This is a genomic window from Nocardia sp. CC227C (assembly GCF_030767025.1).
GTDB lineage: Bacteria > Actinomycetota > Actinomycetes > Mycobacteriales > Mycobacteriaceae > Nocardia.
This window is the reverse complement of the sequence record NZ_JASITE010000002.1, coordinates 516,216-542,418: the sequence shown is the minus strand read 5'-3', so window position 1 is coordinate 542,418 and position 26,203 is coordinate 516,216. Positions and strand designations below refer to the sequence as shown.

Sequence of the window (26,203 nt, the reverse complement as noted above, 5' to 3'; positions counted from 1 at the left end):
GGCTGACTGTGGGGACTTGGGCGGCTGATCGTGGGGACTTGGGTGGCTGATCGTGAGGGCTGGGCGGCTGACTGCGGGGGCTGGGTGGTTGCGTGGGGGCTCGGCGGCCGCCCCCCAGGGAGTCGGCCGGCCGCCCGTGCGGCACCGTGGTTCGGACGGTGTCGAAGGCTCGCCCGAGTCTCGCCCCCACAGAGCCCGGTCGGGAGCCTTCCCGGGCACACACAGAGCCCGGTCGGGAACCTTCCCGGGCAGCGGGGCTACTCGGGACGGCAGAAGGTGCTGGGAACAGCAGAAGGCGCTGCCATCGCCACGGTATGGCAGCGCCTTCGCGAGTCCGCTGAAGCGGGAGGAGGTCCGCTTCCGGGACGGCTGTGCGCCGGGAGCGGCGACTTTATCCGCCGATGGACTCGATGAGCCCGGCGTTGTCGGTGAGGATCTGGTGGTACTGACCCTCGACGCCGAACTGGCGGGCCAGCTCGCCGCCGGCGGCCTTGGCCTGCTCGATGAGGACCTGAGTGTCGTCGACGGGAGCGGGGGCCGGAGCGGGTGCGGCCGGTTCCGGGGCGGGCTCCGGCTCGGGAGTGCCCGCGCGCAGGTACTGGCCGCACACGGGCCAGGCGCCGACGCCCTGAGTCTGGAGCACGTTCTCGGCCACGCGGATCTGCTCCGCCTTGCTGGCCTGGTGGGCGTAGCCGGTGCCGCCGTTGGCGACCCAGGTGCTGTGCGAGAACTGCAGGCCACCGTAGTAGCCGTTACCGGTATTGATTCCCCAGTTGCCGCCGCTTTCGCACTGGGCAACACCGTCCCAGTCGTGGGTCGGCGCGGCCGACGCGGAGGCGGAAAGACCGAACGGGACGGCAACAAGGGCGCTGGTGACGGCCGCGAGGCCCAGAGCGCGAGTGTTGATCTTCCGGTTCTGTTTCATGGTGGTGTCCCTCCCTGCGCCCACCGACTCCGCCGGATCGCTCCGTCGTGTCCCTGTCCCCAGGAGGTCGGGGTGCCCGTACCGCGGGACAGGGTCTCCGGCGTGCGGCGGTTCGGGTCGGCTGCCCATCACGGTTTGATCCGGGCCGGACACGACCATAACGAGTAAATCTCGACAGATCACGTCTTGATAACTCTTGAATTGCATGATGCGAATAACGCGAAAAACGGCGTTGATGCAGGCTAGCTATGCCGCATTCGCAAATCCCAAACGGTCTGTTATCTACTCGTGATGTGTTCTATATCACTCCGAAATTGTGACATGCTTCACGTTTCCGGCGGTGTCGCGCCTGGGAACCACGCGCGGGCGTGCGAAAGATCGTGCGAAAGATATAGCCCCTATCGCTCACCCCCTCCCGCGAAGCCCCTCGCGGCACCTCCTCAACCCCCCGGATTCGCACACCCCAGCCCCGTCTGTGATCATCTTCGGAACCCAGAAAATCCACCCTGACCAGCCGATTTGCATCCCTCCAGCAACCGTGTGTAATGTTGTGTTCACCGACGCGGGGTGGAGCAGCTCGGTAGCTCGCTGGGCTCATAACCCAGAGGTCGCAGGTTCAAATCCTGTCCCCGCTACTAAGGGAAGCGGCCCGGAACCAGTAGGTTCCGGGCCGTTTTCTTCCGCTTCGGCATCATTAGCCAAACTCAGTTTCAGGTATGCGCTGCCATCGCAGGGTTTAGCGGCGTCCCGGCATGTAGCTGGCGGCACGGGCGGCGTCCTGGGCGCGCCCGGCCATGACCACCGGCAGAGGGACTCGACCGGATCGAACGCCTCGGCACCCTACAACGCCGCGCCCCATCATGGTTCCCAGCTATCACATTCGATATGCGACGGCCGACGCCGGAAGAAGGTGAACTACCCAGCCAATGCGTGGAAATTGCGTTTCCTCCGACCGTGGAACCCCCGACTGTTGTCGTTGGCGACGGGTTCGACGTCTACCCGACCCCGATGGGTTTGCCGAAGAACGACGCGAACGCTTCTCCGAAGGTTCGCAGTGACAGGGCGGTTCCCTCCGGGTCCAGTGCCAGCCATCCGGCGTCGGTGGTCGAGCAACCCGGTTGTGCGGGGATGCCGTTGAGGCGGTCGCGCAGCCACAGCATGGCGGGGCCGCCGCCGGACAGTTCGGTGGTGATGTGTTCGGAGAGATGCTCGCGGGTGTATCGGACGGTGGCCGACGGGTCCTGGCAGTAGGTGTCGACGAGGGTGTTGACCGGGCCGACGGGGATGAGTTCGTCGGGGTTTCCCTGCCAGATGTACATCGGCATGTCCGGCACGGATTTGCCCATACGCGTGATGTCCAGGACCTCGCGGACCACCGGATGGTCGATGGGGTCGCCGGCGGTGCGCAGCAGGCCCTTCACGTTGAGGAACGGTGCCAGGGCGGTGTTCCACTGGACGCACAGGCCGCCCTTGACGGTGGCGAGCGCTGTGCCGAGCGGGTCCAGGTCGCGGTTGAGAAGTGCTGCTAGTTCCGGGTATTCGCGGCTGAGTCCGATGACCGCCGCCAGGATCATGCCGGACCAGATTCCGTTGTTGCCGTTCTCCAGGACGTAGCGCAGGTCTGCGGGTACGCCGCCTTCGGCCGCCCCGACGATATTCAGTTCCGGTGCGTAGGTCCTTTTCAGCTCGGCCGCGTGGCCGGTCGCGATCGCGCCGCCGGAGTATCCGTACATGCCGACGCGGGTGTCGGCCGGCAGCCGCATCGGTTCGAACGCCAGTGCCGCCCGGATTCCGTCCAGCGTGATTCGCCCTGCGAGCGGTCCGGCCGCGTAGGCCTCGTTCGGGCCCTGGTGATCGGGGATCACCACGCCCCAGCCCTGCTGGAGCGCGCCCTGCGCGACGATGAACTCCAAGGGAGCGACGACCTGCCCCAGCGCCGTCGCGGCCGACCACTGCTGCACCGCGTAGGAGGGAGCGCAGTAGGCGCCCAGGGAATCGGCTGCGATCTGCATCGACATCAGTTTGTCGGGTGCCGACCCCCGTGGTTTCAGGACGGTCGCGACCGCAGGCGTCGCTTCGCCGCGACTGTTGTTCGAGCGGTACGAGACCTGCCAGGCGTCCACGTTGAGCGGGATCAGTCCGAAATTGGCGACGTTCACCTGTCGAGCCGCGATGATCTCACCCTCGGCCGCTGCCGCCACACGGTCGGGGGCGGGACGGTAGAAGCCCGGATCCAGTTCGGGCGGCAGGGGGACAGCCGCGGCGGGTGCGACCGCGACGGGCGCCGGATCCGCAGTGGCGATTGTGCCCGCGTTGGCAGTGAGCAGTGCGATCACCGCCGCACCCACCGCGAGTAGTCGCCGCCGTCCTGCCGCTGTCTGTGTAGTCATCATCGACCCCTCGTACCGGATGTGAGACTATTTGGTCTCACTTGAGGGAACTATGGCATGACCGTGACCTGGATCGCAAACGGACTCTCGGATTCCCGCGCGCGGTTCGCGCGCGGCACGTCCCGGCGCGTCGGTGGGTGGATACGGAATCGGCTCGTCCGGCGACACGGTTGTCGCCGGTGGCGTAGGCCTCGATCCGGCCGTGCTGATCGTATTTCGGGTCGGTGACCGAGACCTGGAGATCAGCGATACGCGAGTCCCCGCAAGGTGTCTCGCGTAGGCGGTGCCGCATGATGAATGGGCTAAGCTTCGTGAGAGGTCCTTTGAGGGTGGGACTAACGGACCTGCGTGGGCGGAAGGCATGGGGGACTGTGAGAGTGCGAAGGTTTCTGCTTCCTGTTGCGGCAGTCATCGGGGTTTATGGCTGCTCGTTGATCAATCAGCCGACGTATTTCAAAACTGAACCGTCGGAATACAATTCGGTCGAGCTGTGTGACCGTTACCGCCAGTTCCTCCGCAGTACGCTGGCCATGAGCGACGCGGAGATCGACAGCCCGGTTCTAGGCGAGGAGGACGGCACCGTCGGCTGGTCGGTCATATGTCAGAGCGAGGGTGGGGATGGATTGATCGGCGCTCTGCAAGTGCACCTACCACGTCTTGTGCACACGGATATACCCGATGAACCGCCATCCGGTTATCGGCCTGTTGCGGGTTTCGAAGACAAAGCTTGGACAGGAGCCCCACTGCCATATTGGACCGAGGTCGAAGTCCGGGATCGGAACTGGAAAGCTCAGATGAGGTTCGTCAAGGACAGTCCCGAGCAGGAGTTGCTCGGGCCCGCTGACATCCAGAGCGTGGCCGAATTCCTGGTGCAGGTGGCCGAAGACTTGCGAGGACGCTGACGTATTGGAGAACGGCCGCTGCCCGTCTACACCATCGGACCGACGATGCTGTTCGTGGCCGTCATGCTGCCCCTGGTCGGCTTGTGGGCAGCGTGCGTTCTTCTCCATGACGAGATCGAGCTGGGCACGATCGGGTCGCCTCGGAGCTGAATATTGCCGACACGCTGGAGGATTGGTGTTTCAGTGCTGGCCGGCCGTGGACCTCCGCATGCTGGTGTCGAAGATGTCGTTGGCGATCGCGAGCCCCAGGGGTAGTCCGCCGGTGCCGAGGGGGTCTCGGGGCGAAGTCGAATTCCCAGTGGACGCCCAGCCGGATTCGGCTGCGGCCGTTCTCGACGATCATCTGGTGGAGGCCGACGGGGATGGTGCGGACGTGGCATGGCCGGACGGCGACCTCGCCTGCGGTCGGTCCCAGCGACGGGTCGTGCTCGCGGATGGCGACCACGGGTCGCCACAGGTCGTGGCGGTACTTCTCCTCCCATCCGACCGGCGTATGGGCCGTAGTCGTCGGCTGTGCGGTGACGCGGGCTGCCTCAGTGGGCGGGCGTCAGGAGCAGGGCCAGCATCTCGCGGAAGGTGGCCATGCGTTCCGGGCCGAGTCGCTTCTCCCAGTCCTGCTCCAGGGCTCGCATGCTGCTTCCCAATACTCGGGTCGCCGCGCGACCGCGGGGGGTGAGGCAGACCAGCTTGGCGCGGCCGTCGCCGGGGTCGTCGATGCGGGTGACGTAGCCGGCGCGTTCGAGCGTTCCGATGACCTGCGCCGCGGCTTGGCGGGAGACCCCGAGCCGGGTCGCCAGATCCGATGCACGCAATCCGCCGCCCAGTAGCAGCGGAAACAGCTGCAGTGCGTGACGCGGGAGCAGGTCGGCCATGCCGTGCGCGATGAAGTCATCGGTCAGCTTCGCGCTGTTCGACTGAGCAAGAAGGTAGACCAAGGCTGGCGGAGTGGGGTGTGCTTCAACGGCCGGATTCTTAGTCATTCCCCGTATTCTGCCACTTGAAAATTGACAAGGGCCTTGCTTAATATTGGCGCACCCCGATGGAGCCGCTACCGCGGAACGACATCCCCCGACTCCTGCGCAAGGGATACTCGATGATTCGCTCGAAGAAGCCTCTCCGTGCCGTGCCCGCGATGGCCGCCCTCGTCCTTGCCGCGACACCGGTAGCCGGTGCCGCGCCGGGCACCGAGGCGCAGCCGCGCTCCGGCGAACTGTGTTCGTCGGTCTACATGCTCGTGGCTCGTGGCTCCAATGAAGATCCAGGACCAGGGGCGATGGTGCGTTTGGTGAATCGCATCAAGGAAGCGACCGAACGGCCGATCGAAGATGTCGCCGTGGACTACCCGGCAACCGCCGAATCGATTCCCGACTATGCGGACAGCACCGCACAGGGCGCCGCGGAGGTGCGCAGGTTACTCACCGAGGCCGTGGCCGCATGCCCCGATCGTGAGATCGTGATGCTGGGCTACTCGCAAGGCGCGCACATCACCGGAGACGCCCTCGCGGGCGGTGGCGGTGGAAGGCTGGGGCCGGAGACGGCGCCGGTGCCGAGCGAGGTGAGCGACAACGTGGTAGCGGTGGTGCACATGGGTGACCCGCGTTTCATGGTCGGCGAGCCCTTCGATGTCGGCACGGCGCACCGGGACGGTCGCTTCCCGCGCGGCGAGAACCAGCGGTTGACAGCGTTTGCCGCCACGATTCGCTCGTATTGCGATGCCGGCGACGTCTTCTGCGATTCGGGCAAGATCTGGCCGGTGCACTACGTCTACCTCCCGAAGTACGGCGACGAGGCAGCCCGGTTCGTCGTCGACGCCATCGGAGGATGAGATGTCGGCGTTCTCGAAGGCGGTCGGGTGCTTGATCGTAGGGTGTGCGACGACATTGCCGATGGCGGCGGGACCTGCGCCCGTCACGGCCTCCCCGGTTGTGGATGCCAGCACGAATCTGGCGTGTGGGTGGAGCCCGCGTATCGGGGCGGGCACGCTGAACTTCGCCTACCCGGACGCCTTCGCCAACTACTGGGTGACGTTCGTGCCCGCCATCCCCGGCACCACGCTGACCATCCGAGGCAGCTTTCCGCATGCTCGATATATGTCGTTCACCGCCTACACCAGGCTCGGGCACGTCTCGGGTGCGCTGAACGATCAGCTCATCACCGCCGATCCGGGTGGCTCCAACCCATTCCTCGACGGAGGCGACCGGGATGCGGGCGGCCGTGAGTACACCATCCGTGTCGTAGTGGGGGAAAGGCCGCCGCAACCGGAACCCAACACCCTCTACACCGGCGACTCGACAGGACTCGTCCCGGTCGTCTACCGGGTCTACCGCCCCGACGCGGAATTGGATGCCACCGGCGGCGCGGGATTGCCCCGACTCACGGTGGACTCGGCGAGCGGGTCGAGGCTCGATCTGTCCGAATGCGGCGCGACCGATGCGGCCTTCGACCCACACGTGACGTACCCACCCGGTCGACTGAGGTATCCCTCGCTGGTGCAGGTGCCGAAGGCGCCGGATTGGCGGTCGGTGGCCGGTGGGGGTTATTTTCCCAATCCGGACAACAAGTATCTTGCCACCCTCCTCGATCCGGGCCGGATCGCCGTTGTCCGGGGCAGAATGCCGACTTTCGCGCCTACGTATCAGGGCCGAGCGACGATGCAGTCCGGAGAAGTGCGGTACTGGTCGCTGTGCACGAATAATCCGATATCGACGGCTGTCACGGCGTGCGTGGTCGACGACGAGTTGGACGTCGACGCCGCAGGGTTCTATACCGTTGTCGTGTCTTCCTCGTCCGATCGACCGGTCGGCTGCGGCATCGGATGGTTGCCCACCGATGGTGGATCGGACTTGCTGATCATGCGAAATCTGCTGCCGGACAGCGACTTCGTACATTCGGTTCAGGCGGCCGACCCGGCTGATCCACGAGCGACGATGGGACCTTACTACCCGGAGGTTCGTTACGAGTCGCGGGACGAAATCGATTCGTGGGGCTGCCCGTCGGAATGAATCGCAGGGGTTTGTGCCGCATCACCATTGGCGCGACAGCGCCGGTCGGGTCGGATCCTACCGAAAGCCCTCCCTCGCCGCCGATCTCCCGACTGGAGAACGCGGTCTCTCGCGTTTCGAGCCCTGCCCGTCACCTACCGACCTCACCTACCGTGGAAGGCGCACAGACTGTCAGAGGGCATCGGAGCCGAATATGGTTGTCAACCTGGAGGATTGGCCGTGGCCGGAGCGCACCTTCATGGCGCGGTTGAGCCCGCAGTCGCGAAAAGCTCTGCTCACGTTGGGCACCCAGGTCTACTACGAACCAGGCCGGGCGGTGATGCAGCAGGGGGCGTTGGGCACCACGACCTACCTGCTGCGGTCGCAGGACACCCGCCTGACCGCCTGCGCCAAGATCACCACGGCCGATGACAAACTGCTCGGGATCCGGGTCAGCGGTGACGTCGTCGGATATCTGGGTGCACTGGATCCCACCGCGCGTCGTTCCTCGACCGACACCACCTGCACCGCGACGATCGTGCACCACATTCCCGGTGAGGTGTTCGAGAACTTCCTGAACCACCACGCCGACGCGTGGCAGGCCCTGTGCCGCACCATCGCCGACCGGCTCGCCTGGTCCGAGGCGCGACGGCTGGACTTCGGCGATCGCCCGGTCAATCTCCGATTGGCCCGGCTGCTGGTGGAATTCGCCGAGGCTTACGGCCGGTACACGACGAGAGCGGGTGCTGGTCGGCCGGAAATCGAGATCACCATCCGGCTGTCCTACGAGGAGGTGGGCGACCTCATCGGCGCCGGTGTCGACGCGGTCGGCCTGGCCATGCGCGACCTGCGGACCGCGCAATTCGCCCAGTTGCGCAACCGCCGCCTGGTCGTCCAAGACCTGGAGGGTCTACGGAAATATGCCGAACTGGCCTGAAAAATGCGGCCGGAACCGCCGCGAAAACGGTGATCACCGGAAAAATCCGGCGTCCACCCGGCGGCCCGCTGCCACCCTCGGCCCAGAGACAACTCATCAGCCCAGGGAGGTCGCCAATGTCGGCATCGCATCATCGGCCCGAACCGATCACAGCTGATCTGCTGTACTTCACCCTGATCCAGGCACACAGCCCCTACGCCGCCGCCCTGATGGCGGCCGCCGCTGGATCCGCACGAACGTAACCGACGCTGTGCGATTCGCCAGCGATGGGAATGTCGGTTACGCCGCCAGGGAGGTGCCCGGCGCGTGTCGCGGACCGAGCGCACAGCGACGCGAACCTGCGAATGCTACTTGCCGGGCGTGATCGACCCGCCCGCGTCGTGGGAGTTCCCACGAGCGGTCCGGTGCAGGTTGTGATCCGCGATCGGCTGGCCTACCGTACGAGCCCTATCGACCGACGGCAGCGCTGGTCTTCCCTGGCTGGGCGTCGTCAGCGCGGGAGTTCGGAGGTGACGGTCGTGCGCGAAGCGTCGAGTGGTGGCATCCTGCTCGGCCCGGGTGGGCCGGCGCGGGCGGCGGCCATCGTGGCCGGCCGGCTGAGTTCGACCTTCTCCCAGGCGTGTACGAGCGTTGGGGGGCGGATGCGCGAGGCCGTTGGCGGGTTGGCCGGTAGCGGTGGTGCGGTGCCGAGGCTGCGCGGAGCGGATCACGGAATCGCCCGGGTATTGCGGGCTCCCATCGATGACGTCGGCCCCGATAAGGATATGAAGAAGGATATCGGGGGAGTGATCGGCGGGGTCGGTGTGACGGCGATGATCGCCGGGGTCGCATTGAGCGGTCGGAGCGACGACGAGCCGGGCGGCGGCGGTGGGCAGTCGGGAGATGATGTCTCCGGCGATGCTCGGGACGACAGCGCCGACGCGGAGACCTCGAAGCGTGAGGAGCCGTTGCGGACAGGGCTTCCCGCGTATTACGAACGGCTGCTGAACAGAGTGGAGGGATATCCGTCCACCAAGGAACGCATCCGTGAGTTCTGTAGCAATGGCTGGCGGATCAGGTTCACCGAGCCCGACACTCTGCCGAAGGCCGGGAACACCGGTGACCACCGGAAGACCTATCTGGATTGGGATCATGTGGACGACCGTGGCCGACACACGATGTGGTTGTCCACCGAACTCATGAACCAGAAACCCGAGGACCTGCTGCAAACCATTGCCGAAGCCATCCCATGATGAGCGCCGATCGATGGGGTGCCCTACGGGGCCAAGTTCTCACTGCTCGCAATATCCGCGGCGGTCCGTTCATCGATTCCGTTACGGGAACCCATCGAACGCAATGACGAGGTGACCGCGTGAACCCACTGCGGACCGCGCTGGCGGGCATTATCCACGACAACCCCCGCCACCGCGACCACGCTGTCGAGTATCTCGGCGACCTCCTGCGCGGCACCTTCCTCGACGAAGCCGACGCCGTAACAGCTGTCAGTCACCTCGTCACACTTCTCACCACCGAGACCGACCCCACCGTGCAGGAAGCCGCGCTCAACGCCATCGGCGAGGCATTCGACCATCACCGCCTCGGTCTGAGGTTGTTCCAGCCCTTACTCGCCCTGCTGGACGCAATGCCGACGACCCTGCTCGATCACGCCCTCATGATCCTCGCAGCCACCCACGACCCGGGCGCCCGCCCGACAATCGAAACCTTCCTCGACCACCCCAACGTCGCCGTACGCGCCTCTGCCGCCGAAGCCCTCATCGAACTCCCCGGACGCACCGTCCCGTAGACCGCCGTCCACGACAATGGGCATCGTTCGGCTGAGGGCAGAGGCGACCGCGATGCCGATACCCGATCCGGCGGCGATATGCGTCTCGCATTTCCGATGTTTCGGCTGCTCGCGGCTTCCCAGCGCTGGGGTGTCCGGTGGAATTGCCGACAGCATCACGGCCTGCCGCCCGGTGCGCAAGCTCGCTAGGGGGAGTTCCTCGCCGGCGTACGGGTGAGGTGCGGTCCTGCTGCTGGCGTTCGAAACGTCCGAAGCTGGCGAAAGTTCATGTGAGCGGTGAAAGATTCCGCCGACGAGCGGTAGCGAATATTGTGCACAGCGGACAAGGCGAGGTGTATCGAATGGCGTGCTCGCACAATATTCTCCGGGAGTTGTGCCGCCAGGAAGCACCATGACCCTGGTGTCCGTACTCTGAGCGTATTCGGCGCCCCGAATTCCGGCTGGCATGTGGCCGGTCTTTTTCGAATCCTCCAGCGGACTGATTCGAGGTGCCGATGTGCGAAAGGAATCGAGAGGTTGAGCACGATGGCTGGTTCGGGGCATGCGATTGTCATCGGGGGAAGTATTGCCGGAATGTGCGCTGCGCAGGCTCTGCGCGATCGGTTCGACCGGGTCACGATTCTTGAACAGGACAGCCTGCCGCGGAATGGACAGGGTCGTCGCGGAACGCCGCAGGCTTGGCACAATCATTTCCTGCTCGACGTGGGTCGGGAGGCAATGGAGACGTTGTTTCCCGGTTTCACCGATCTTCTGCTGGCCCACGGTGGCGCACGACTGGATCCGGGATACGATGCCGCGACCTGCTTCGTGACCGGGTGGATGCCGCGGGCGCGTACGACGATGTCGACACTGTTCGCATCCCGGGGGACTCTCGAAGCGACCATCCGGCAACTGCTGCTGCGCGAGCCGGGAGTTGCTGTCCGAGAGGGTGTTAGAGCCGTCGGATTACTGTCCGAACGCTCGGGGTCGGTGTCGGGTGTGACCGGCGTGTGCTACATCGAGTCGGCCACCGGCACCCGTGGTGAACTCCGGGCCGACGTCGTGGTCGACGCGTCCGGACGTGGCAGCCAGGGCACCAAGTGGATGCGGCAACTGGGCCTCGAGGTCGACGAGTTGACGCTCGACGCGAAGGTCAGCTATTCCTCGCGCTGGTATCGGCTGCCGGACGAACCGATCTCCTGGTGGAAATGGATGCTGGTGCTTCCGGAATCCGACCCACGGGTCGCGGAATCGCACCGGTACCTGTGCGTCATCTTCCCGATCGAAGGCAACCGCATCATCGCGATGATGGCGGCGTGGGGGCTGCCGACACCTTCGGACACGGAGTCGTTCGAACGGTTGGCCCGGCAGACCAGAACGAAGGAATTCGGCCGGGTTCTCGACGCCGCGCAGCCGCTGACCGGCGTCCACAACATCCGGTCGACCCGGAATATCTGGCGTCGATTCGATCGGTTGCCAGCCCCGCCGAGGGGTTTCGTCACGGTGGGTGATGCGGTGGGGGCGTTCAACCCGATCTACGGCCAGGGGATGTCTGCCGCGGCGGTCTCGGGCCTGATCCTGCGACGAGTCGCTCAGCGTATCGACCCGGCCGCAACAGCGTTCCCGGCTGTTTTCTACGCGGAGCAGGCCCGCTTTCTGAAGCGTCCGTGGACGTTGGCTATTACGCGCGACCGCGGCTACGAACATGCCCGTGGTAGCGAAGCGATCATCGACGGACCACACAAGACGCTGTTGCGTCGGATCAACTGGCCGGCATTCCAGTTCTTCGCGGAGGCGGTGTGGCAGGACAGCGTCGTCGACGCCCATTTCAACCGGCTCATCAACGTGCGGGAGTCCCTGCCTCGATTCCTCACCAATCCACGGGTTGTCGGTGGCCTCGGTCTCTACGGCGCGAAGAAGCTGCTGCGGGTGACGCGCGTACCGCCAACGGTTCCCGCCGAGCTACCACCACCCGAGACCGACTACTCGTTGTCGCGTGGCATGGCCGTGCACGAGTCGGGAGTTCTCCGGTGACCGCGCACACGATCACCGTCCCGCCCGAACGGGATGTCGACGAGCTGCTCGACCAGGCCCGAATGGCCGTCGGCCCGGCTCTTCGCATAGCGATCGACCGACTGCCGGAGGCCGTCAGAGATGTAGCCGCTTACCATTTCGGCTGGTCGGAGATGAATGGTGACGGTGGGTCAGGCGGGGAACGCGGCTGGGGCAAAGGGATTCGCGCGGCCTTGGTGTTGGCGTGTGCCCGGGCGGTCGGGGGGACGGCCGCCGCGGCGGTACCCGCGGCGACCGCGGTCGAGCTGGTGCACAACGCATCGTTGATCCAGGACGACCTCATCGACGAAGACGCGGTGCGGCGGCACCGGCCCGCGGTCTGGGCGGCCTACGACGCCCCCACCGCAATGCTTGTCGGTGATGCGCTGTTGGCGGCGTCGGTGCGGACACTGTTGGATGGACCGGCCCGGCACATCGCTGATGCGACCACGGCATTTCTCGACGCCATCCAACGGCTTATTGCGGGCGAGATGGCAGACAGCTCATTCGAGTCGAGTAGCGATGTGTCGCTGGAGCAGTGCACGGCGATGATCGCGGACAAGACCGGGGCGCTGATCGAAGCCGCGTGTGCGCTCGGCGCCCGATACGGTGGCGCGTCTCCCGAACATATCAGCGCCATGGGGCTTTTCGGCCGCCACCTCGGGATAGCGTTCCAGGTGGTCGACGATTGCCTCGGGATCTGGGGTACCTCCGACATCACCGGAAAACCGGTCCTGTCGGATCTGCGGCGTCGGAAGAAGAGCCTGCCGGTGGTGTACGCGTTGACCGCGGGCACACCGGAGTCGGCCGAGTTGGCCGAACTGCACCGGCTTGACCATCCGCTGTCCGATGCGCTCGTCGAGCGGGCCGCCGAACTGGTCGCGCTGACCGGCGCGCGGCGCTGGGCGAACGAGTACGGCCGTCGGCAGATCGACCGCGCTCTGGGGCATCTGGCCGAGGCCAAGCCAACCGCCGACGGCAGCGCACAGCTCACGGCTCTGGCCGACCTCGTGCGTGACCGCGAAGCATGACCCACCCGAGAGGATGTTATGAGTGGCTCCCCGCCTGCTGGTATCGACGTGGCGAGGGCCATGGAATCGGTGCCGCGAGAGTTAACCGTATATTGTCCGATTCTCTTGCCGGGCAACCCATTCGATGTGGACAGTATCGAACGGCAAGCGGTCGAATGGTGTGCGGAACACGGCCTGGGGCGGCCGGGCAGGGCAGCGGCGACGATGGACGCCGCGGTCGGCATCACATCCGCGTTGCCGTCCGCGTCGGAGAGCATGGTGGTCGCCTCGACCAGATACTTCTACTGGGGTGCGCTGCTGGATGATTTCTGGGACACGCTCTCCGGCGACCTACCGCGGCTGGCGGCGCATGCCGGTGAGCTTCAGCGCGCCCTGTTCGCGGCTCCCACCGCACCACTGCCACGAAATGACCTGTGGGCGGCCGGTCTGCGCGATCTGCGTGCGCAATTCGCAGCGGTGCTGGGCACTTCATGCTTCGCGGCGCTCCAGCACGAGAACGCCGTCTGGCTGAACGGCCAGTTGTGGTATGCCGCCGCCCGTCGGCGGGAGTCCCCGCCCGAGGTCGGGGAGTACCTGCGCATGCGGTGGGTCAATTCCGGTGTCGGCACGTTGATTCCGTTCACCGCGGCCGCAGCCGGTTGTCGTGGGCTCGACGCGTGGCAGCTCGGCGACCCGGTGGTCCGGGCTTTCGCCGAGGCCGTGATGTTCACGTGCGCGTTGCTCAACGACCTGTTCAGCATTGCCAAAGAGCTTGTCACCGGCACCGCCGCTACCAATCTGTATTCCGTCCTCGCACAGGCCGAGGGTCTCGATACCGCGGCGTGCCTGGTCAAGGGCTGGCAGCTCTACGAACGGCTCGTCGCCTTGGTGGTGCGCCTGCAACGGCAACTGCTGGCCGATCCTCGCCCGGATGTCGCGCTGCTCGCCGGTGATCTGCCGAACTGGATACCGGCCGCGATCGCATGGGCCAGCACCACGTCGCGCTACGTCCGGGTCGATCATGAAGGTCAACACACCCGGTTCACCCCGCCCGCGCTGGTCGTCTCGGAAACGCCGACCATCTGGGATCCCGAGAACCTCACGCCACCACCGTATCCGGAGATCGCATGGTGGTGGTCGACGATCGGGCCATGACTCGGGTGCCGCCTCACCCCCGCAGATGCTCCGACAGCAGGCGGCTGACCAAGGCCGGGTGTTCCTCCTGTACCCAGTGTGAGGAGCCGGGCACGTAGTCGATCCGGAACGGTCCGGAAAAGCGGCCGGGCAGGTCGCGCGCCAGCCCGTTGCCGAGCGCGATGTCGTTCTCGGCCCAGACGACCAGGGTGGGCGCGGCAACGGAGTCGATGCGATGCAAGGCAGGGAAGTCGCGGAACGCCGCCCGGTAGTAATTGACCATGGCCGTCGCGGAGCCGGGGGCGAGGATATTGCGCCGGTACTCGGCGAGGTCGGCCTCGGTGAAGGTGCCCGCACGTACGGCCATATCCCGGAACATCGCGTCGATCAGGGGGATGCCGTCTCGCCGCCGCATGGTCAGTTCGGGCAACCGTGGCAGTTGGAAGAAGAACATGTACCAGCTGCGCAGCAGCTGGCGGGGGTCGCTCCGCAGCGCCTTGGCGAACAGCACCGGATGGGGATAGTTGAGCAGTCCGAGCCGGTCGACCATATCCGGAAACCGGATCGCGAATGCCCACGCCACGATGCCGCCCCAATCATGGCCGACGATATGTGCTTTCCGCTCTCCGAGCGCGTGGATCAGCGCTCGGACGTCCGAGGTGAGCGCCGCGATGCGGTAGTCCGCGACGGCCGACGGCCGGTCGGTCCCGCCATAGCCGCGCATGTCGACGGCCACCACGCGGAAGTGTCGTGCCAACGCCGGAATCTGGTGCCGCCAGCAGTACCAGGACTGCGGAAACCCGTGGAGCAGCACGACCAGCGGCCCCGATCCGGCCTCGACCAGGTGGAACCGAATTCCGTTGGCCCGGACGTAGCGGTGCCGCCAGTCCGCTGCCGGTGCGTCCTGTGTTGCGTAGCGGTCGTTGTCGGCGGACATATTCGGACTCCTGTCGTGTCCCGGCTCGGGGTGCACGTGGTGGTCGGTCGCGAGACCGCCGTGCGACGACGCTACCGGTTGTGATGCGAACCGGTCCGGCTCGGACTTCCCACCGATGGGACCGAGCGAAGATCCCCATGGAGGTGTTGCCACCATTCGTCCCGTATCGGACGGTGAAGATGTCGCCCGCCCTCGAACCACCGACCCGATTCCGTACCGCCGCCAGAACGGTGGCGATTACGCCGCAGCCCGGGATCTGGGCATCGGAGCTTGCCGACAGCGGCGAGCTGTTGACAGGTCTGGTCCCGGCGGACTTGAAAGCCTCGAACAGCGGCACGAAGCCGTGGGTTCCAGAGCTGGATATGGCCGCCGCTCGGGATCGAGGGTGTGCGTTCCCAGGGGTGGGGATGTTCGACAATGGGTTGGTCGGAAAGGAAGTCAGGTGTGGCCGGGATCGGTCGCGTGAGTCACGCGCTGCCCCAGGCTATGCGGTCGACACAGTCCTCCACCGGGACGGATCAGGAACTGCCGATGACTCGAGACCGTGACGGGATCCCCGGGGGAACCCGCGACGTTCTCTCGCGGGGCGAGGGTCCGACGGACGCCACCGGTTGGGAGCCGGTCGTCACCTGTGACGCGTCGGCGTATCGCGCGGCCGCGGAAGAGTTGTCGCGCTCGGGGGAAGTATCGCTCGGCTTCGGAGGGTTCGGTCACGGTGCATCGCACGCCGGGGATAGCGTCTGGCGGCCGTCGTTCGCCCTGAACTGTTCGACCCAGGGCGGGTGAGCACATGGGTTTCTGGGACGGGGTCGGCGACTTCCTCGGTGAGTACGGTGACGACATTCTGGTCGGAGCCGCTGGCGTAGGCGGGTTCCTCATCGGCGGTCCGGCCGGTGCCGCGCTGCTGGGTGGTGCTACCGCCGGGTTCGTTTCCGCCGCGCAAGGCAACAGTCTCGGTGAGGCGCTCGGGGACGCTGCGCTGGGTGGAACATTAGGTCTGATCGGCGGCGGGATCGGTTCGCTAGGTCTAAGGGGGGCGTTCTCGATGGCGGGGGGCCGTGCCCTGGCCAGGAGTGCCGCGTTTGCCGGAAGGGGGGCGGTCGGTAACGGCTTCCGCGGAGCGATACCTGGGGCGGTGAGGGGTTCCTATAGGGGCATGGATGTCAATGCCTTCAGATTCGCCACAGGTGGACTCGGTTCTGGGCTCGGCGCGTGGGGAGGATTCAACACCAGGGACACCTACGGCAACCTTCAGGCCGGAGGTGACGCCGGGCCGGTCCCCACGATCGACTACACGTCGAAGCTCATCGAAAGTGGTCGGCTCACCGTGGACAGCGCCTACACCGCCAACGTGTACGGCCCGGATCGCTCCAGTCCGAGCTGGCCGGACGGACTGGAGTTGCTGTCCACCGGTGGTGAGAAGAACTACGAGGACTTCACTGAAAGCGTTTACACCAGTTGGGAAATGTTCGGCCGAGGTGATACGGAGGATGCTCCCGCTCGAGCCCGCGTCGAGCAGACTTCCGGTGAGGACAGTGCCGCGATCATCAGCTACGTGTCGAGTGCCCAGGAACTGAAGACGAAGTACGACGACCTCTTGGCCGCGGACGCGACGCTCGGTCTGACCGAGGAGGAGCAGTCGGTCCTGCTCGAGGAGGTGGCCCGGATCTCGACGACCTCGCGGACTCAACTCGAATCCGCGGTCGCCGGGTTGCGGGACTTCGCCACCGCCAATCCGATGAATGTCGAGCAGTTGTCGTTGTTGGTGTCGCAGGGGGCGATCGAGCGGGTGATCGGTCCGATGGAGGAGGACGAGTTCGTCGCGCAGTTGATCGACACCCACCTCGCCGCGATCACCGGAATCATGGACGCCGCCACCGGAGAACTCCAGGCGCTCGCGGCCGAAGTCGAAATGCTCACCGCCGACGATCCCGGGACCGACGAGGACAATGACGGGAACAAGGACGACGGTGACAAGGAACCGGGCGACCCCAACAACAACCCCTACCCCTACCCGTATCCGTACCCGAATCAGAACCCGTACCAGAACCAGAACCTCGGCGGCACGACGGGCAGCACCTTCCGGCCGACCGATTTCGGCCTGAACGGGACACCGTCGGGTGCCGGTGACACCGGTCGAATCGGCGGTTCGGACGATCCGAGCGCAATCCCGGAGGGTATCGGCGGCGACGATCGCATCCCCTCGAACGCTCCGCCGACAGGATCGACCTCGCCGACCACATCGAGTCCGGCACCGACGCAGATCCCGACTCCGACATCGACCGCCGCGGCACCGTCGACCGGGACGGGATTGGATCCGCTGTTGCTGTCGAGTCTGCTGAACCAGAATCAGCGCAACGACCCGACCGAGGGCGACGAACGCGAGTCGCGTGACGCCGATCCCGGTCCGGAACCTCCGGGGGTCGTGCAGTCCGGCCCGGCCGCGCCGCCGCAACCGGCGTCCACCACGAGCCAACAGCAACCGGCTACCACGACGGCGAACACCCCGGCAACGAACACCTCTGCGACGAACACCTCGGCCACGACGCCACGCACGCAGGTCTCCAGCAGTCAGCCGATGCTTCGGCCGACCACGGACAAACCGTCGGTGTACACCTTCCCCGACGGGCGCACCCAAGAGGTGTCGTCGGTGGTCTACGCCGCGTTGGACGCCGCGTTCGACAATGCCGCGACCACCGACGCGCGGGCGGCCTACGAGCGTGCCGCCGTCACGCTGAACGAGCAGCAACTCGGTGCTCCGGTGGACCCGTATCAACTGATCACCGGCGATATCGCGACATGGGATCAGCGAACCGCGCTCGTTGTCGCATTCGATACGGAGAGCAGTGGGACCCTGGAGGTGATCGTGGCCGGTGAGTTGCTCTCGTTCTCCGCTGAAATGCGCGATAACCAAGGCGATTTCGGGCCGTTCGCGGGCTTCTTCCACCCGTCTGGAATCGATATCGCCGCTTCATCGGATCGGTCGACGGGAACGGCGCCGGAGGCCGATGCCTCGGCCGTCGCTTCGGTTCCGGCATAGGAGGCTCCATGAGCTGGGGAACGGTAGTCGACATCGGCGTCTCCACGGTCAGCGCCGCCTTCGGGCCGGGCTGGGCCGTGGCGGGTGGCGCGGCCGGCGGATTTCTCGGCAGTTGGATCGACGGGGGGAGCTACTCCGACAATCTCACGGCTGCCGCGGTAGGTGCTGGGGCAGGTCTGGTCGGTGGAGCACTCGGCTCGGGCGCAGCATGGGGAACTCGTGCGCGAATCGGCAGACACGTGACGAAGGCGGACGACGCTCTCGGCGTCGCGCGGAACAGGGTCAGCCCACTGCAGAACAATGCAGCCGCAAGAGAGGCTGATTTGAATAGTGCCAATTCTGCCTATTCGGATCTCTTTGCGCCAAGGGAACCGAATATACTCTCTCGCGGTTGGAATCGATTGTCGGGTCGGCAACCCAATCCGGCCGCCGTGCGCAGGCGTGGTGTAACCGACGATATGATCAAGAAGAAGCACGATGAGATAGAGAATGCGAAGACAAAGCTTGAATCGGCTAAAGCCGACGTCACGGCGGCTGAGGCCGACGTAAAGAAGGCGGAGGAACTGGTCGACAAACTGAAGGCGAGGCAAGGGTGGTTCGCAAGCAAAGACGCAGATAAATGGTACAAACGGGGTAGGCCGGGAACCAAGGCATGGGGGAGTCGGGGGCTACAGGCACTGGGAGGCTTCGGCTTCGCTGGCCTTCGGCATCTGTCGGCTCCGGGAGCGGATGGTGGCTCCGGCGACGGGAGTGCCAACCCGGAGACCGACCGCGTTGCGGCGCAGGGGATCTGGGTCGGTGGTCACGTAACATCCATGGGAGAGGGACAGTTCAAGCCGGGGCCGGGCAGCGGTCCACCGGGGCAACCGGTGGGGTTTCTGTTTCAGCCGGAGGGCATTGCCGCCGATTTGCAGAGTTGGTACGGGGCTCCGGGCGGTCTGGACGGTAGCGGTTCACTGGCCGACGGTCTGAGCGACAACTGGCAGTTGTTCGGCGACACAAGCAATTTCGAGACAGATAAGGCGACCGTGCCGCCGTTGCCGACGGTGCCCATGCAGATCGGCGCTCAAACGCCCGCCGCCTATCAGGAGGCGGCCAGCAGGCTGGTGCAGACGGCGGGGCGGTTCGACGCCATCCAGGAGGAGGTGGCGAAATCGATCGTCGAGACCGCCGAGAACACCGAACTCGGCCGGGAGCAGATCTCCGCCCTGATTCGCGGCATCAATCTGAAGGCTCAGACATCGGACGGCACCGATGCGAGTTTCGTCGATCTGCTCGGGCAGGCGTTCGCCGAGAATCTGTCCACCATGGAGGAGCGTTCCGGCACGAGTTCCGAGATCGCGAAAGTGGTCGCGGATATGGAAGCGCGGATGAACGAGCAGCAGGAGGAGGATCGGAAGGCGCTCGAGGATGCCATGAAGAAGTGGCAGGACCTGCCACAGAATCCGGGCAATCCCTACAACCCCGGAGTGCCTCCCGGGCAACCGCAACCGAACGATCCGAGTTCCCCGCTGCCGAATCTGCCCACGCCGAATATCCCGTCCCCCTCGGATCCTTCGAGCCCCTCCGATCCCGGCCGCATTCCCGGTACTCCGGGTAGTCCGTCCAACCCAGGCACGCCCGATCCCGTCACCCCCGATCCGGGCAGGCCGAACGACCCCGCCAAGCCGTCGGTCCCCACACCGGTGACGCCACCGACCGGTGGCGGTATGGGGTCGGGTCTGGCCGGCATGGGGTCGAGCCTGATGAGTTCACTGTTGCCGCTGCTGATGGCGCAGAATGGATTCGGCCAGCGCGGGCCGTTGGGCAACGAGAACGATCCGCGTCGCCTCGATCGGGAGCGATTGTCACCGATGCAACCGCCGCAAGTGCAGCCGCCCCAGGTGCAGCCGACGACACCACCGGGACAGCAGAGCCCCCAGGGCACGGGCACGCCCCCGGGCCAGCCCACACCGCACACCGGACCGACGCCGGGTGCGACCGCCCCGCAGGATTCCGGAACACCACCGCGGCCCACCCGTTCGGATGGCAAGGTGCTCTACGACTTCAAGGACGGCCGTACCCAGTACGTGTACCCCAAGGTCTACGACGCGCTGGAGGCCGCGTTCGCCGACACCACGGGCACCGACGCCCGGGCCGCCTACGGCATGGAGTCCGGGAAGTCGGGGGAACCGAAGGACAAGTATCCGGGCAGCCGGGTCGATCCGAACCAGTTGATCACCGGCGATATCGCGATGTGGGAGGACGGCCGGACGGCGCTGTTGGTGGTGTTCGGCGACGAGAACGGCGGACCGTCCGGAGACGGCACGCTGGAGGTGATCGTCGACGGTGTGCTGCAACCGTTCGGACCCGAGATGAGTGACTCCGAGGGTGATTTCGGGGCGTTCGCCGGATTCTTCCACCCGCCGGGCATCGAGGAGGGCGGGTCCGATTCGACGGCGGTGGGTGCCGTCCCGGCGAGCGACCCGACGGTGCAGCCGGTGCCCGCGATGCCGATTTCGGCGGTCGGCTGACGTCGGGTTCCCAGTGCTGGGCAGACCCATAGAATATCTCTATGGTGCAACCGACACCGTGGGGATCGAAGGCGGTTCAGCACTCCCCGGAACAACCGTCGGGCCGGCGAATCAGCGGAGCCGCACTGGCGCGGGCCGGCCATCCGGTACTTCGCGTGCTGCGTGCCGCGTTGGCGGGTAAATGGGGTTATGTGCTCGCGGTGGTCGGCAGCATTATCACCTTCCTGTTGCTGTTCCAGCCGTGGATCACCGCATCGGGTCCCGGCGGAAAGGTGCGCGCGAACGCCTTCGGTCGGATCGATGCCTCCACCAATTATCTGACGGCATGGTCGCAGCTCAAATCTCCCACCGCGAACGTCACCGGAATGTGGGCGTTGTTCGCCAGCGCCGCCCTCATTATCTCGGTCGCCACGGTGCTGATCCATCTGCGTCTTCGATCCGACCTGATGGATCGCCTTGCGACGATCGCCACCGCCGCCGCCGCGGTGTTCGTGCTGGCGACGCTGATCTACCTCAACAGCAAGGGGGCCGACATGAAGGCCATGACGACCCGCAGGTGGGACCTGGGCGGCCAGGTCGGTTCCCTGATGGCCTGGGCCTTCGGGAACGGGCAGCTCATCCTGCCCGGCATACGCGAAGTCGGGTACTCGTCGGCGAGTCTCACGCCCGCCGCGATATTCGCCAGCATCACCTCGATCGGCTCGGCCCTGGCGTGCATCAGCCAGCGTATTCTCGGTCGCAAACCGAATAGTTACCGGTCGCCGGAAGGTGATTCCGAAAAAAGTTAGCAGGCCGGTATCCCGATTATTCGGGCTACTGGCGAGTAGAATTCGGATGCGTTGTGACCGGGGTCGCAAACTGCTTGTTAGGCCAGTCACAAGCGTCGTTACCTCCTTGTTAACGGGCGCGAGCAGGGCTAACGTAATTCAATGTCAGTGGCCGATGGCGCCCATTGCAACACAAACTATTCGAAACTCGAGTCGGTGTTCATGATGGTGTCGCAATCGTGACAATTGCGGAATATCTCATCGGCGCGGGTATTGCAGAGCCTGGAGAAATGTCCACTCAAACGCCTTGGCAAGTACAGGAAGCCCGTCCGTACGAGGGTGACGACGAGTTCGTTCGAGCGGTGACGGTGCGCCGCTTCGATCTCCGATCCGGCTGGGGCTATCTCTGTACCGCGGTGGCGAGTCTGATCGCCCTGCTCCTGCTGTTCCAGCCCTGGCTGTCGGCGACGGGACCCAACGGCACCGTCACCATCGACGCCTTCGGGAATGTCATCGACTGGCCGATCGCCTACGGGCGTCCGGACGAGAACATCGGCGGCGCATGGGCTTTCCTGGCCGCCGCCGCGTTGATCGCGACCGTGGCCGCGGTCCTGCTGCGCCTGTGGATCCCGGTGCGAACGCTGTCGCGCCTGGTGCTCGCCTCGGCCTCGGTATCGGCGCTGCTCGTCGTGGCCGACCGGTACTACCTCGACAGCAAGGCGTCCGAACTCCGCTCGCTCACCGAACGCAGCGATGCCCTCGACGGCAGCCTCGGTGACCTGCTCGACACGCTCCTCACCGGCGATCGGAACCCGGTGGCCGATCCGGCCGCGCCGAACTCCGCCGGTTCGGGCTTCGAACTCGCGGCCACGCTGAGCTGCGGCACCGCGGCGGCCGCCGTGTTCATCGCGTTCCTGACGGTGCTGTGGCATCCGGGCCGATCGGTCGCCACGGTCCGGTCGGCCGAAGCGCCGGAGCGATTCGACTACGGCGAGCCCGGCGGGTCCGGAAACGGGGCGTCGGGAAATCGTAAGTCCGGCAACCGCATCGAGGCACCGATGATCAACTCGGCGAGCATGGACCCGTCCGAGTACCGGACACCGCGCACGAAGACCAGAGCGCCGGGCCGCACATCCGAAACCTCGGTTCCGGCGAGGACGAAGACACTGGTGTCGGCATTCGTGTGAACCGCGGTCGAACCGCCGTTGACGCCCCGGACCCGCAACAGCGCGCCGTCGGCCGCGACCACCGTGCCCAGCGTGCTGCCGCGACCCGTCGGAACCGGTGTCGCGTCCGGTCCGCCGGATCCATCGCTGGCCCAGCAGCCCACGGCGACGATCAGCAGGGCCACGACGATCCCGACGATCGAAACCCCGGCACGCCAAGCCGTTCCCTGCGGGCGTCCGGGCGTCGACGGCGCATCCGGACCCGGCCGCGCGGTCTCCGGCGTCCCCATCGTCCCGCTCTCGTCCCGTCCCTCGCGCAGGCGCGACCACGGGGTCGGGCTGGGATGACTCATGGGAATCGACGGTAGCCCGCGGCGGCCGCGCACCTGTCACCATCGACGGGAGCACCGGTTCGCGCGCGGACCGGCGCGGCGGCGGCCACTTCCGCGATGCCACCGGCCCGGTCGTGATCGGCGTTCCCACGGTTGGGGATGTTCGACAATGGGGACGTTCGGATGAGGAAGCCAGGGAGTGGCTCGACGGATCAGGAACTGCTGATGGCACGAGACCGTGACGGTGTTCTCCGAGAGGCTCGCGACATCCTCTCGCAGAGCGAGGATCTGGAGCGCAAGGCCGGCCTGGCCGTGCAGTTGCACGATGCCGACCTGGCCTATCACGAGGCCGCCGAACGGTTGTCCGCCGCCTACGACGCCGCCTTGGACGGTGGCTGGTCACCCGCGCAGCTGGGCGAGCTGGGACTGTCACGTCCGCGTCACCCCGAGGCCATCGGGAAGCGTCCGACGCGGATAGCGAGGCGGCGATAGGCGGAGGAGGACGCCGTGGTGCTCAATGTCGACCCGGAGGAGCTCGTCGGAGCGGCCGCCGAAATCGCCGACATGGTGCGGGTGACCGGTGCGGCCGTACCGGCGGAGTGGGTTACCCCCGCCGGCTCCGATCCGATCTCCGCCGGAATGGTTCCGCAGCTCAATCAGGAAGCGGCGCAACTGCTCAACGGAATGCGGGGCCTGTTGAGCGTGCTGCAGCGGTCCGCCCACGAGGTCGGCGCGGCGGCCGTGGACTACGCGGCCACCGACTCGACCAACGCCCAACTGCTCGGCGGGACCTCCGGCACCGGCGTCGGCAACCCGGCGGAGCTACCCGGCAACGTGCCGATGCTGGTGCCGCCCGTCATCACGTTTCCCGATCCCGGCCTCGCCGTGGACCCGCTGACCTTCGCGCAGCAGTTGCACGCCGGGCCCGGCGCGGCGGCACCGGCCCGATTCTCGGAGGTGTTGCGCGCCTTCGACGCCGGGCCCGCCACCGACGCCGGCCGCCGCGTCGGCGCCGCCGCCGAAGTATTGCGGAACTGGACACCGGTCGGCGCGCAGGCGTCGGCGGAACTCACCCGGCACAACGACTGGATGGATCGAATCCGGCGGCGGCTGAGCCGACTCGCCGACCGCGTCGACGCCTACAGCGACGCGTTCCGGATCGCCAAGGACAAACACCCCACGCCGTCGGAGATCATCGCCGCCCGCAAGGAACTGCTGCGTGCCATGCGTTCGAAGAACGAGGCCGCGACCTCGGCCGCCCTGGCCAAGTACGAAGAGCTGAATTTGCGGTCCGCGGAGGCGATCGGCGGATACGAGGGGAGCATGGCCGCGGACGCCGCCCAGGGCAATGGCGAGGGCGGCGAGGGTGATTCCAGCATGTTGCAGGCGTTGCTGCCGGCGCTGCTGTCGGCACTGAGCCAGGGCGGAATGATGGCCGCCGACCAGACGCTCACCGAGGGCTCCTACGACGACTACTACGACGACTATCCCGGTGGCTACGGTGATTACGGCGACTATGGCGACTACGGCGGCGTCTCGCCGAGCAGCAGCCCGCCGGGGTCGTTGGACGGCTACGGGCCGGGCGTCAATCCGGCGTACACGCTCGGGCCGATGCCGATGAGCGCCGCACCCTCCGCCACGTCCGGGGGTGGCGCGGGTACCCCCCGCGCCTCGGCCTTCGAACCCATCCGATCCGGATCCTCCCCAACCGGGAACATGATGGGCCGCGGTGGCTATATGCCGATGATGCCGATGATGCCGGGCGCCGGTGGCGCCGGAGCCGGTGGCGGCGGCGGGGATCGCGGCCGGGTCGTCGCCTGGCATCCGGACCGGCTCATGTACGTCGACGACACCCCGCACACCGAATCGGTGATCGGCGAACGACCGGTGATCGCCCCCACCGTGACCCCGCCGACCCCGGCCCCGGCTTCGCAGACCCAGAACAATGCTGGAGGCTCCGCATGAGCGAAATCCATCCCGATGTGCAAGCGGCCCTCGACATGGCCCGCAATCTGCGCCACCGCATCGCCGATATGCGGGAACGGATCGACCAGATCCGCGCTCGCAGGCCCTCACCCGGAGGTGATGTGATCCCGGAGGTCGACGCCATGGGCCGGCTCACCGACCTGTATCTGGCACCCGGCACCACGATGCGGTACACCAGCGACGAACTCGTCCAGGAGATCATGGCGGCGGTCACCGAGAGCACCGCCGACGCCGCGCGTCAACACCGCGCCGTCATGGACAGCACCGTGACCGAAGACAGTGGTGCGGAAGTGGAAACGGTGTCCGGGGCCGCGGGGCCGCGGTCGTGACCGAGGTCGGCGGGACCGTGACGGTCACCGAGACCCTGCGGTGGCTGTACGAGGAAGGGTTGCAGCGGCTGGCGGGTGTGGGTGCGCGGCAATCGAATCCGATCGCCGCGTACACCGTGTCGGTGGCCACCGGCACGGTCACGGTGCATCCGGCCACCGGGGGCGGGGGCGGCTCCGACGCGATCACGCTGTCGGCCGAGGATCTGCCGCATCCGGCGGACAGTTCGCGGCGGCTGGTGGTCGTCGGGATCACCTCGGCGGAGGCGGCGCTGGTCGTCGACCTCGAGACCACGCTCGGCATGGCGATCAACGCCGACCGCCCCGAGTGCGCGGCCCGCTCCTGGGCCATGCAACTTATGCTCAATCCCGAGATCACGCTGACCACCAACAGCGCCGCCACCGCCATCGGCGGCAGCGACCGGTACCGGCACACCTTCATTCCCGGTGGCGGAGCCACCCTCATCAATATCGACGACGCGCGGCCGCCGATCACCACGGTCACGCTCAACCCGACGGCCGAGAGCCCCGATCGACTCGACGTCGAGGCCGACGGCAGCGGGGAGTGCTATCTCGGCACCCGGTTCTGGCGGCTGCGCAAGGTGATGACCATCGACGACACCACCTGGTCGGCGCTGTCGGCGACCCTGGACCCACGACTGGCGGAGGACAACAGCTGATGAACGACGCACACCTCGGCGAATCCGAGGAGGAGACCCCCGCGGCTCCGGACTGGGGCAAGCGCATCTACGAGGTGTTCAACCCGGACAACACGGTCGGTGTCGCCTGCAATCGCGACGGTGAGATCGTCGGCCTGCACATCACCGACGACGCCCGGGAGTACGGGGAGACCTGGCTGTCCGCCGAAGTGCTCAAACTGGCGCGGTTGGCCCATCAGAAATCACGGGTCGGGCTGCGCGCCGAGATGGAATACAAAGGGGCGCGACCCTACACCATCGACGCGTTCGATCTGCCGACCGAGGCGGCCTACCGCGCCATGGAGGACGCCGAACTCGGCACCAGGTCCTGACCGAGCACGCCAC

23 protein-coding genes and 1 tRNA gene are annotated in these 26,203 nt (G+C 66.4%); 20 read left to right on the top strand and 4 right to left on the bottom strand.

All coding sequences use genetic code 11. From position 1 onward, the window contains the following. Positions 1–391: 391 nt before the first annotated feature. On the bottom strand, positions 392–925 hold the full coding sequence (locus tag QMO76_RS05475; protein WP_306360075.1) for a transglycosylase family protein: 534 nt from the start codon (positions 923–925) through the stop codon (positions 392–394). Between the two features lie 561 nt (positions 926–1,486). Between QMO76_RS05475 and QMO76_RS05470 the strand changes: the two genes are divergently transcribed. Further along, positions 1,487–1,560, top strand: a tRNA-Met gene (locus QMO76_RS05470). A 360-nt stretch (positions 1,561–1,920) separates the two neighbouring features. Here QMO76_RS05470 and QMO76_RS05465 read toward each other — a convergent pair. After that, positions 1,921–3,315, bottom strand: coding sequence for a lipase family protein (locus QMO76_RS05465; protein ID WP_306360074.1), 1,395 nt, complete (start codon positions 3,313–3,315; stop codon positions 1,921–1,923). A gap of 431 nt (positions 3,316–3,746) precedes the next feature. Between QMO76_RS05465 and QMO76_RS05460 the strand changes: the two genes are divergently transcribed. Next, positions 3,747–4,217: a hypothetical protein gene (locus QMO76_RS05460; protein WP_306360073.1), complete on the top strand. Its 471-nt coding sequence runs from the start codon at positions 3,747–3,749 to the stop codon at positions 4,215–4,217. Positions 4,218–4,750: 533 nt separating this feature from the next. Here the strand turns inward: QMO76_RS05460 and QMO76_RS05455 are convergent. After that, positions 4,751–5,197: a MarR family winged helix-turn-helix transcriptional regulator gene (locus QMO76_RS05455; protein WP_306360072.1), complete on the bottom strand. Its 447-nt coding sequence runs from the start codon at positions 5,195–5,197 to the stop codon at positions 4,751–4,753. Positions 5,198–5,310: 113 nt separating this feature from the next. Between QMO76_RS05455 and QMO76_RS05450 the strand changes: the two genes are divergently transcribed. The 9 genes from QMO76_RS05450 (at position 5,311) to QMO76_RS05410 (ending at position 14,114) form a co-directional block, all read left to right on the top strand. Beyond that, positions 5,311–6,042 carry a cutinase family protein gene (locus QMO76_RS05450; RefSeq protein ID WP_306360071.1) on the top strand — a complete coding sequence of 244 codons (732 nt, stop codon included), beginning with the start codon at positions 5,311–5,313 and terminating at the stop codon, positions 6,040–6,042. Then, the gene (locus tag QMO76_RS05445; protein WP_306360070.1) at positions 5,930–7,219 is read left to right on the top strand and encodes a hypothetical protein; all 1,290 of its coding nucleotides are present in this window, start codon (positions 5,930–5,932) and stop codon (positions 7,217–7,219) included. Before QMO76_RS05450 ends, QMO76_RS05445 begins: the two co-directional genes overlap by 113 nt. A gap of 193 nt (positions 7,220–7,412) precedes the next feature. Then, positions 7,413–8,135 (top strand): Crp/Fnr family transcriptional regulator, encoded by a 723-nt coding sequence (locus QMO76_RS05440; protein WP_306360069.1) that lies wholly within the window; start codon positions 7,413–7,415, stop codon positions 8,133–8,135. 116 nt (positions 8,136–8,251) lie between these two features. After that, positions 8,252–8,377: a hypothetical protein gene (locus tag QMO76_RS05435; protein WP_306360068.1), complete on the top strand. Its 126-nt coding sequence runs from the start codon at positions 8,252–8,254 to the stop codon at positions 8,375–8,377. A gap of 276 nt (positions 8,378–8,653) precedes the next feature. Continuing rightward, on the top strand, positions 8,654–9,367 hold the full coding sequence (locus QMO76_RS05430) for a hypothetical protein (protein WP_306360067.1): 714 nt from the start codon (positions 8,654–8,656) through the stop codon (positions 9,365–9,367). A 119-nt stretch (positions 9,368–9,486) separates the two neighbouring features. Continuing rightward, positions 9,487–9,918, top strand: coding sequence for a HEAT repeat domain-containing protein (locus QMO76_RS05425; protein WP_306360066.1), 432 nt, complete (start codon positions 9,487–9,489; stop codon positions 9,916–9,918). A 525-nt stretch (positions 9,919–10,443) separates the two neighbouring features. After that, positions 10,444–11,931, top strand: a complete 1,488-nt coding sequence (locus tag QMO76_RS05420; RefSeq protein ID WP_306360065.1) for an NAD(P)/FAD-dependent oxidoreductase — start codon at positions 10,444–10,446, stop codon at positions 11,929–11,931. Beyond that, complete coding sequence (locus tag QMO76_RS05415) at positions 11,928–12,980, top strand: polyprenyl synthetase family protein (RefSeq protein ID WP_306360064.1); 1,053 nt, start codon at positions 11,928–11,930, stop codon at positions 12,978–12,980. Before QMO76_RS05420 ends, QMO76_RS05415 begins: the two co-directional genes overlap by 4 nt. Positions 12,981–13,040: 60 nt before the next feature. Further along, positions 13,041–14,114 carry a hypothetical protein gene (locus tag QMO76_RS05410; protein ID WP_306360063.1) on the top strand — a complete coding sequence of 358 codons (1,074 nt, stop codon included), beginning with the start codon at positions 13,041–13,043 and terminating at the stop codon, positions 14,112–14,114. A 13-nt stretch (positions 14,115–14,127) separates the two neighbouring features. On the opposite strand, the gene QMO76_RS05405 is transcribed toward QMO76_RS05410, so the two are convergent. Beyond that, complete coding sequence (locus QMO76_RS05405; RefSeq protein WP_306360062.1) at positions 14,128–15,030, bottom strand: alpha/beta fold hydrolase; 903 nt, start codon at positions 15,028–15,030, stop codon at positions 14,128–14,130. A 790-nt stretch (positions 15,031–15,820) separates the two neighbouring features. Here QMO76_RS05405 and QMO76_RS05400 point away from each other — a divergent pair. The 9 genes from QMO76_RS05400 (at position 15,821) to QMO76_RS05360 (ending at position 26,190) form a co-directional block, all read left to right on the top strand. Further along, positions 15,821–18,070: a hypothetical protein gene (locus QMO76_RS05400; protein WP_306360061.1), complete on the top strand. Its 2,250-nt coding sequence runs from the start codon at positions 15,821–15,823 to the stop codon at positions 18,068–18,070. Between the two features lie 8 nt (positions 18,071–18,078). Continuing rightward, entirely contained in the window at positions 18,079–20,583 is a 2,505-nt protein-coding gene (locus QMO76_RS05395) for a hypothetical protein (protein WP_306360059.1), read from the top strand. 41 nt (positions 20,584–20,624) lie between these two features. Further along, positions 20,625–21,371 carry a hypothetical protein gene (locus QMO76_RS05390; protein WP_306360058.1) on the top strand — a complete coding sequence of 249 codons (747 nt, stop codon included), beginning with the start codon at positions 20,625–20,627 and terminating at the stop codon, positions 21,369–21,371. Between the two features lie 269 nt (positions 21,372–21,640). Continuing rightward, positions 21,641–22,537 (top strand): hypothetical protein, encoded by an 897-nt coding sequence (locus QMO76_RS05385; protein WP_306360057.1) that lies wholly within the window; start codon positions 21,641–21,643, stop codon positions 22,535–22,537. Positions 22,538–23,073: 536 nt separating this feature from the next. Further along, positions 23,074–23,340, top strand: a complete 267-nt coding sequence (locus QMO76_RS05380) for a hypothetical protein (RefSeq protein ID WP_306360056.1) — start codon at positions 23,074–23,076, stop codon at positions 23,338–23,340. A gap of 15 nt (positions 23,341–23,355) precedes the next feature. Further along, positions 23,356–24,813, top strand: coding sequence for a PE family protein (locus tag QMO76_RS05375; protein ID WP_306360054.1), 1,458 nt, complete (start codon positions 23,356–23,358; stop codon positions 24,811–24,813). Then, positions 24,810–25,163 carry a YbaB/EbfC family nucleoid-associated protein gene (locus QMO76_RS05370; RefSeq protein ID WP_306360053.1) on the top strand — a complete coding sequence of 118 codons (354 nt, stop codon included), beginning with the start codon at positions 24,810–24,812 and terminating at the stop codon, positions 25,161–25,163. The genes QMO76_RS05375 and QMO76_RS05370 overlap by 4 nt, the downstream gene beginning before the upstream one ends. Beyond that, positions 25,160–25,840, top strand: a complete 681-nt coding sequence (locus QMO76_RS05365; RefSeq protein WP_306360052.1) for a hypothetical protein — start codon at positions 25,160–25,162, stop codon at positions 25,838–25,840. The genes QMO76_RS05370 and QMO76_RS05365 overlap by 4 nt, the downstream gene beginning before the upstream one ends. Then, positions 25,840–26,190, top strand: a complete 351-nt coding sequence (locus QMO76_RS05360; protein WP_306360051.1) for a hypothetical protein — start codon at positions 25,840–25,842, stop codon at positions 26,188–26,190. The genes QMO76_RS05365 and QMO76_RS05360 overlap by 1 nt, the downstream gene beginning before the upstream one ends. Positions 26,191–26,203: the final 13 nt, after the last annotated feature.

Excerpts from the sequence above, each read along its gene's own strand:
- QMO76_RS05475 (WP_306360075.1), bottom strand. The coding sequence starts at position 925 with ATGAAACAGAACCGGAAGATCAACACTCGCGCTCTGGGCCTCGCGGCC.
- QMO76_RS05465 (WP_306360074.1), bottom strand. The coding sequence starts at position 3,315 with ATGACTACACAGACAGCGGCAGGACGGCGGCGACTACTCGCGGTGGGT.
- QMO76_RS05455 (WP_306360072.1), bottom strand. The coding sequence starts at position 5,197 with ATGACTAAGAATCCGGCCGTTGAAGCACACCCCACTCCGCCAGCCTTG.
- QMO76_RS05450 (WP_306360071.1), top strand. The coding sequence starts at position 5,311 with ATGATTCGCTCGAAGAAGCCTCTCCGTGCCGTGCCCGCGATGGCCGCC.
- QMO76_RS05445 (WP_306360070.1), top strand. The coding sequence starts at position 5,930 with ATGCCGGCGACGTCTTCTGCGATTCGGGCAAGATCTGGCCGGTGCACT.
- QMO76_RS05440 (WP_306360069.1), top strand. The coding sequence starts at position 7,413 with ATGGTTGTCAACCTGGAGGATTGGCCGTGGCCGGAGCGCACCTTCATG.
- QMO76_RS05435 (WP_306360068.1), top strand. The coding sequence starts at position 8,252 with ATGTCGGCATCGCATCATCGGCCCGAACCGATCACAGCTGATCTGCTG.
- QMO76_RS05420 (WP_306360065.1), top strand. The coding sequence starts at position 10,444 with ATGGCTGGTTCGGGGCATGCGATTGTCATCGGGGGAAGTATTGCCGGA.
- QMO76_RS05410 (WP_306360063.1), top strand. The coding sequence starts at position 13,041 with ATGGAATCGGTGCCGCGAGAGTTAACCGTATATTGTCCGATTCTCTTG.
- QMO76_RS05405 (WP_306360062.1), bottom strand. The coding sequence starts at position 15,030 with ATGTCCGCCGACAACGACCGCTACGCAACACAGGACGCACCGGCAGCG.
- QMO76_RS05400 (WP_306360061.1), top strand. The coding sequence starts at position 15,821 with ATGGGTTTCTGGGACGGGGTCGGCGACTTCCTCGGTGAGTACGGTGAC.
- QMO76_RS05395 (WP_306360059.1), top strand. The coding sequence starts at position 18,079 with ATGAGCTGGGGAACGGTAGTCGACATCGGCGTCTCCACGGTCAGCGCC.
- QMO76_RS05390 (WP_306360058.1), top strand. The coding sequence starts at position 20,625 with ATGGTGCAACCGACACCGTGGGGATCGAAGGCGGTTCAGCACTCCCCG.
- QMO76_RS05385 (WP_306360057.1), top strand. The coding sequence starts at position 21,641 with ATGTCCACTCAAACGCCTTGGCAAGTACAGGAAGCCCGTCCGTACGAG.
- QMO76_RS05380 (WP_306360056.1), top strand. The coding sequence starts at position 23,074 with ATGGCACGAGACCGTGACGGTGTTCTCCGAGAGGCTCGCGACATCCTC.
- QMO76_RS05370 (WP_306360053.1), top strand. The coding sequence starts at position 24,810 with ATGAGCGAAATCCATCCCGATGTGCAAGCGGCCCTCGACATGGCCCGC.
- QMO76_RS05360 (WP_306360051.1), top strand. The coding sequence starts at position 25,840 with ATGAACGACGCACACCTCGGCGAATCCGAGGAGGAGACCCCCGCGGCT.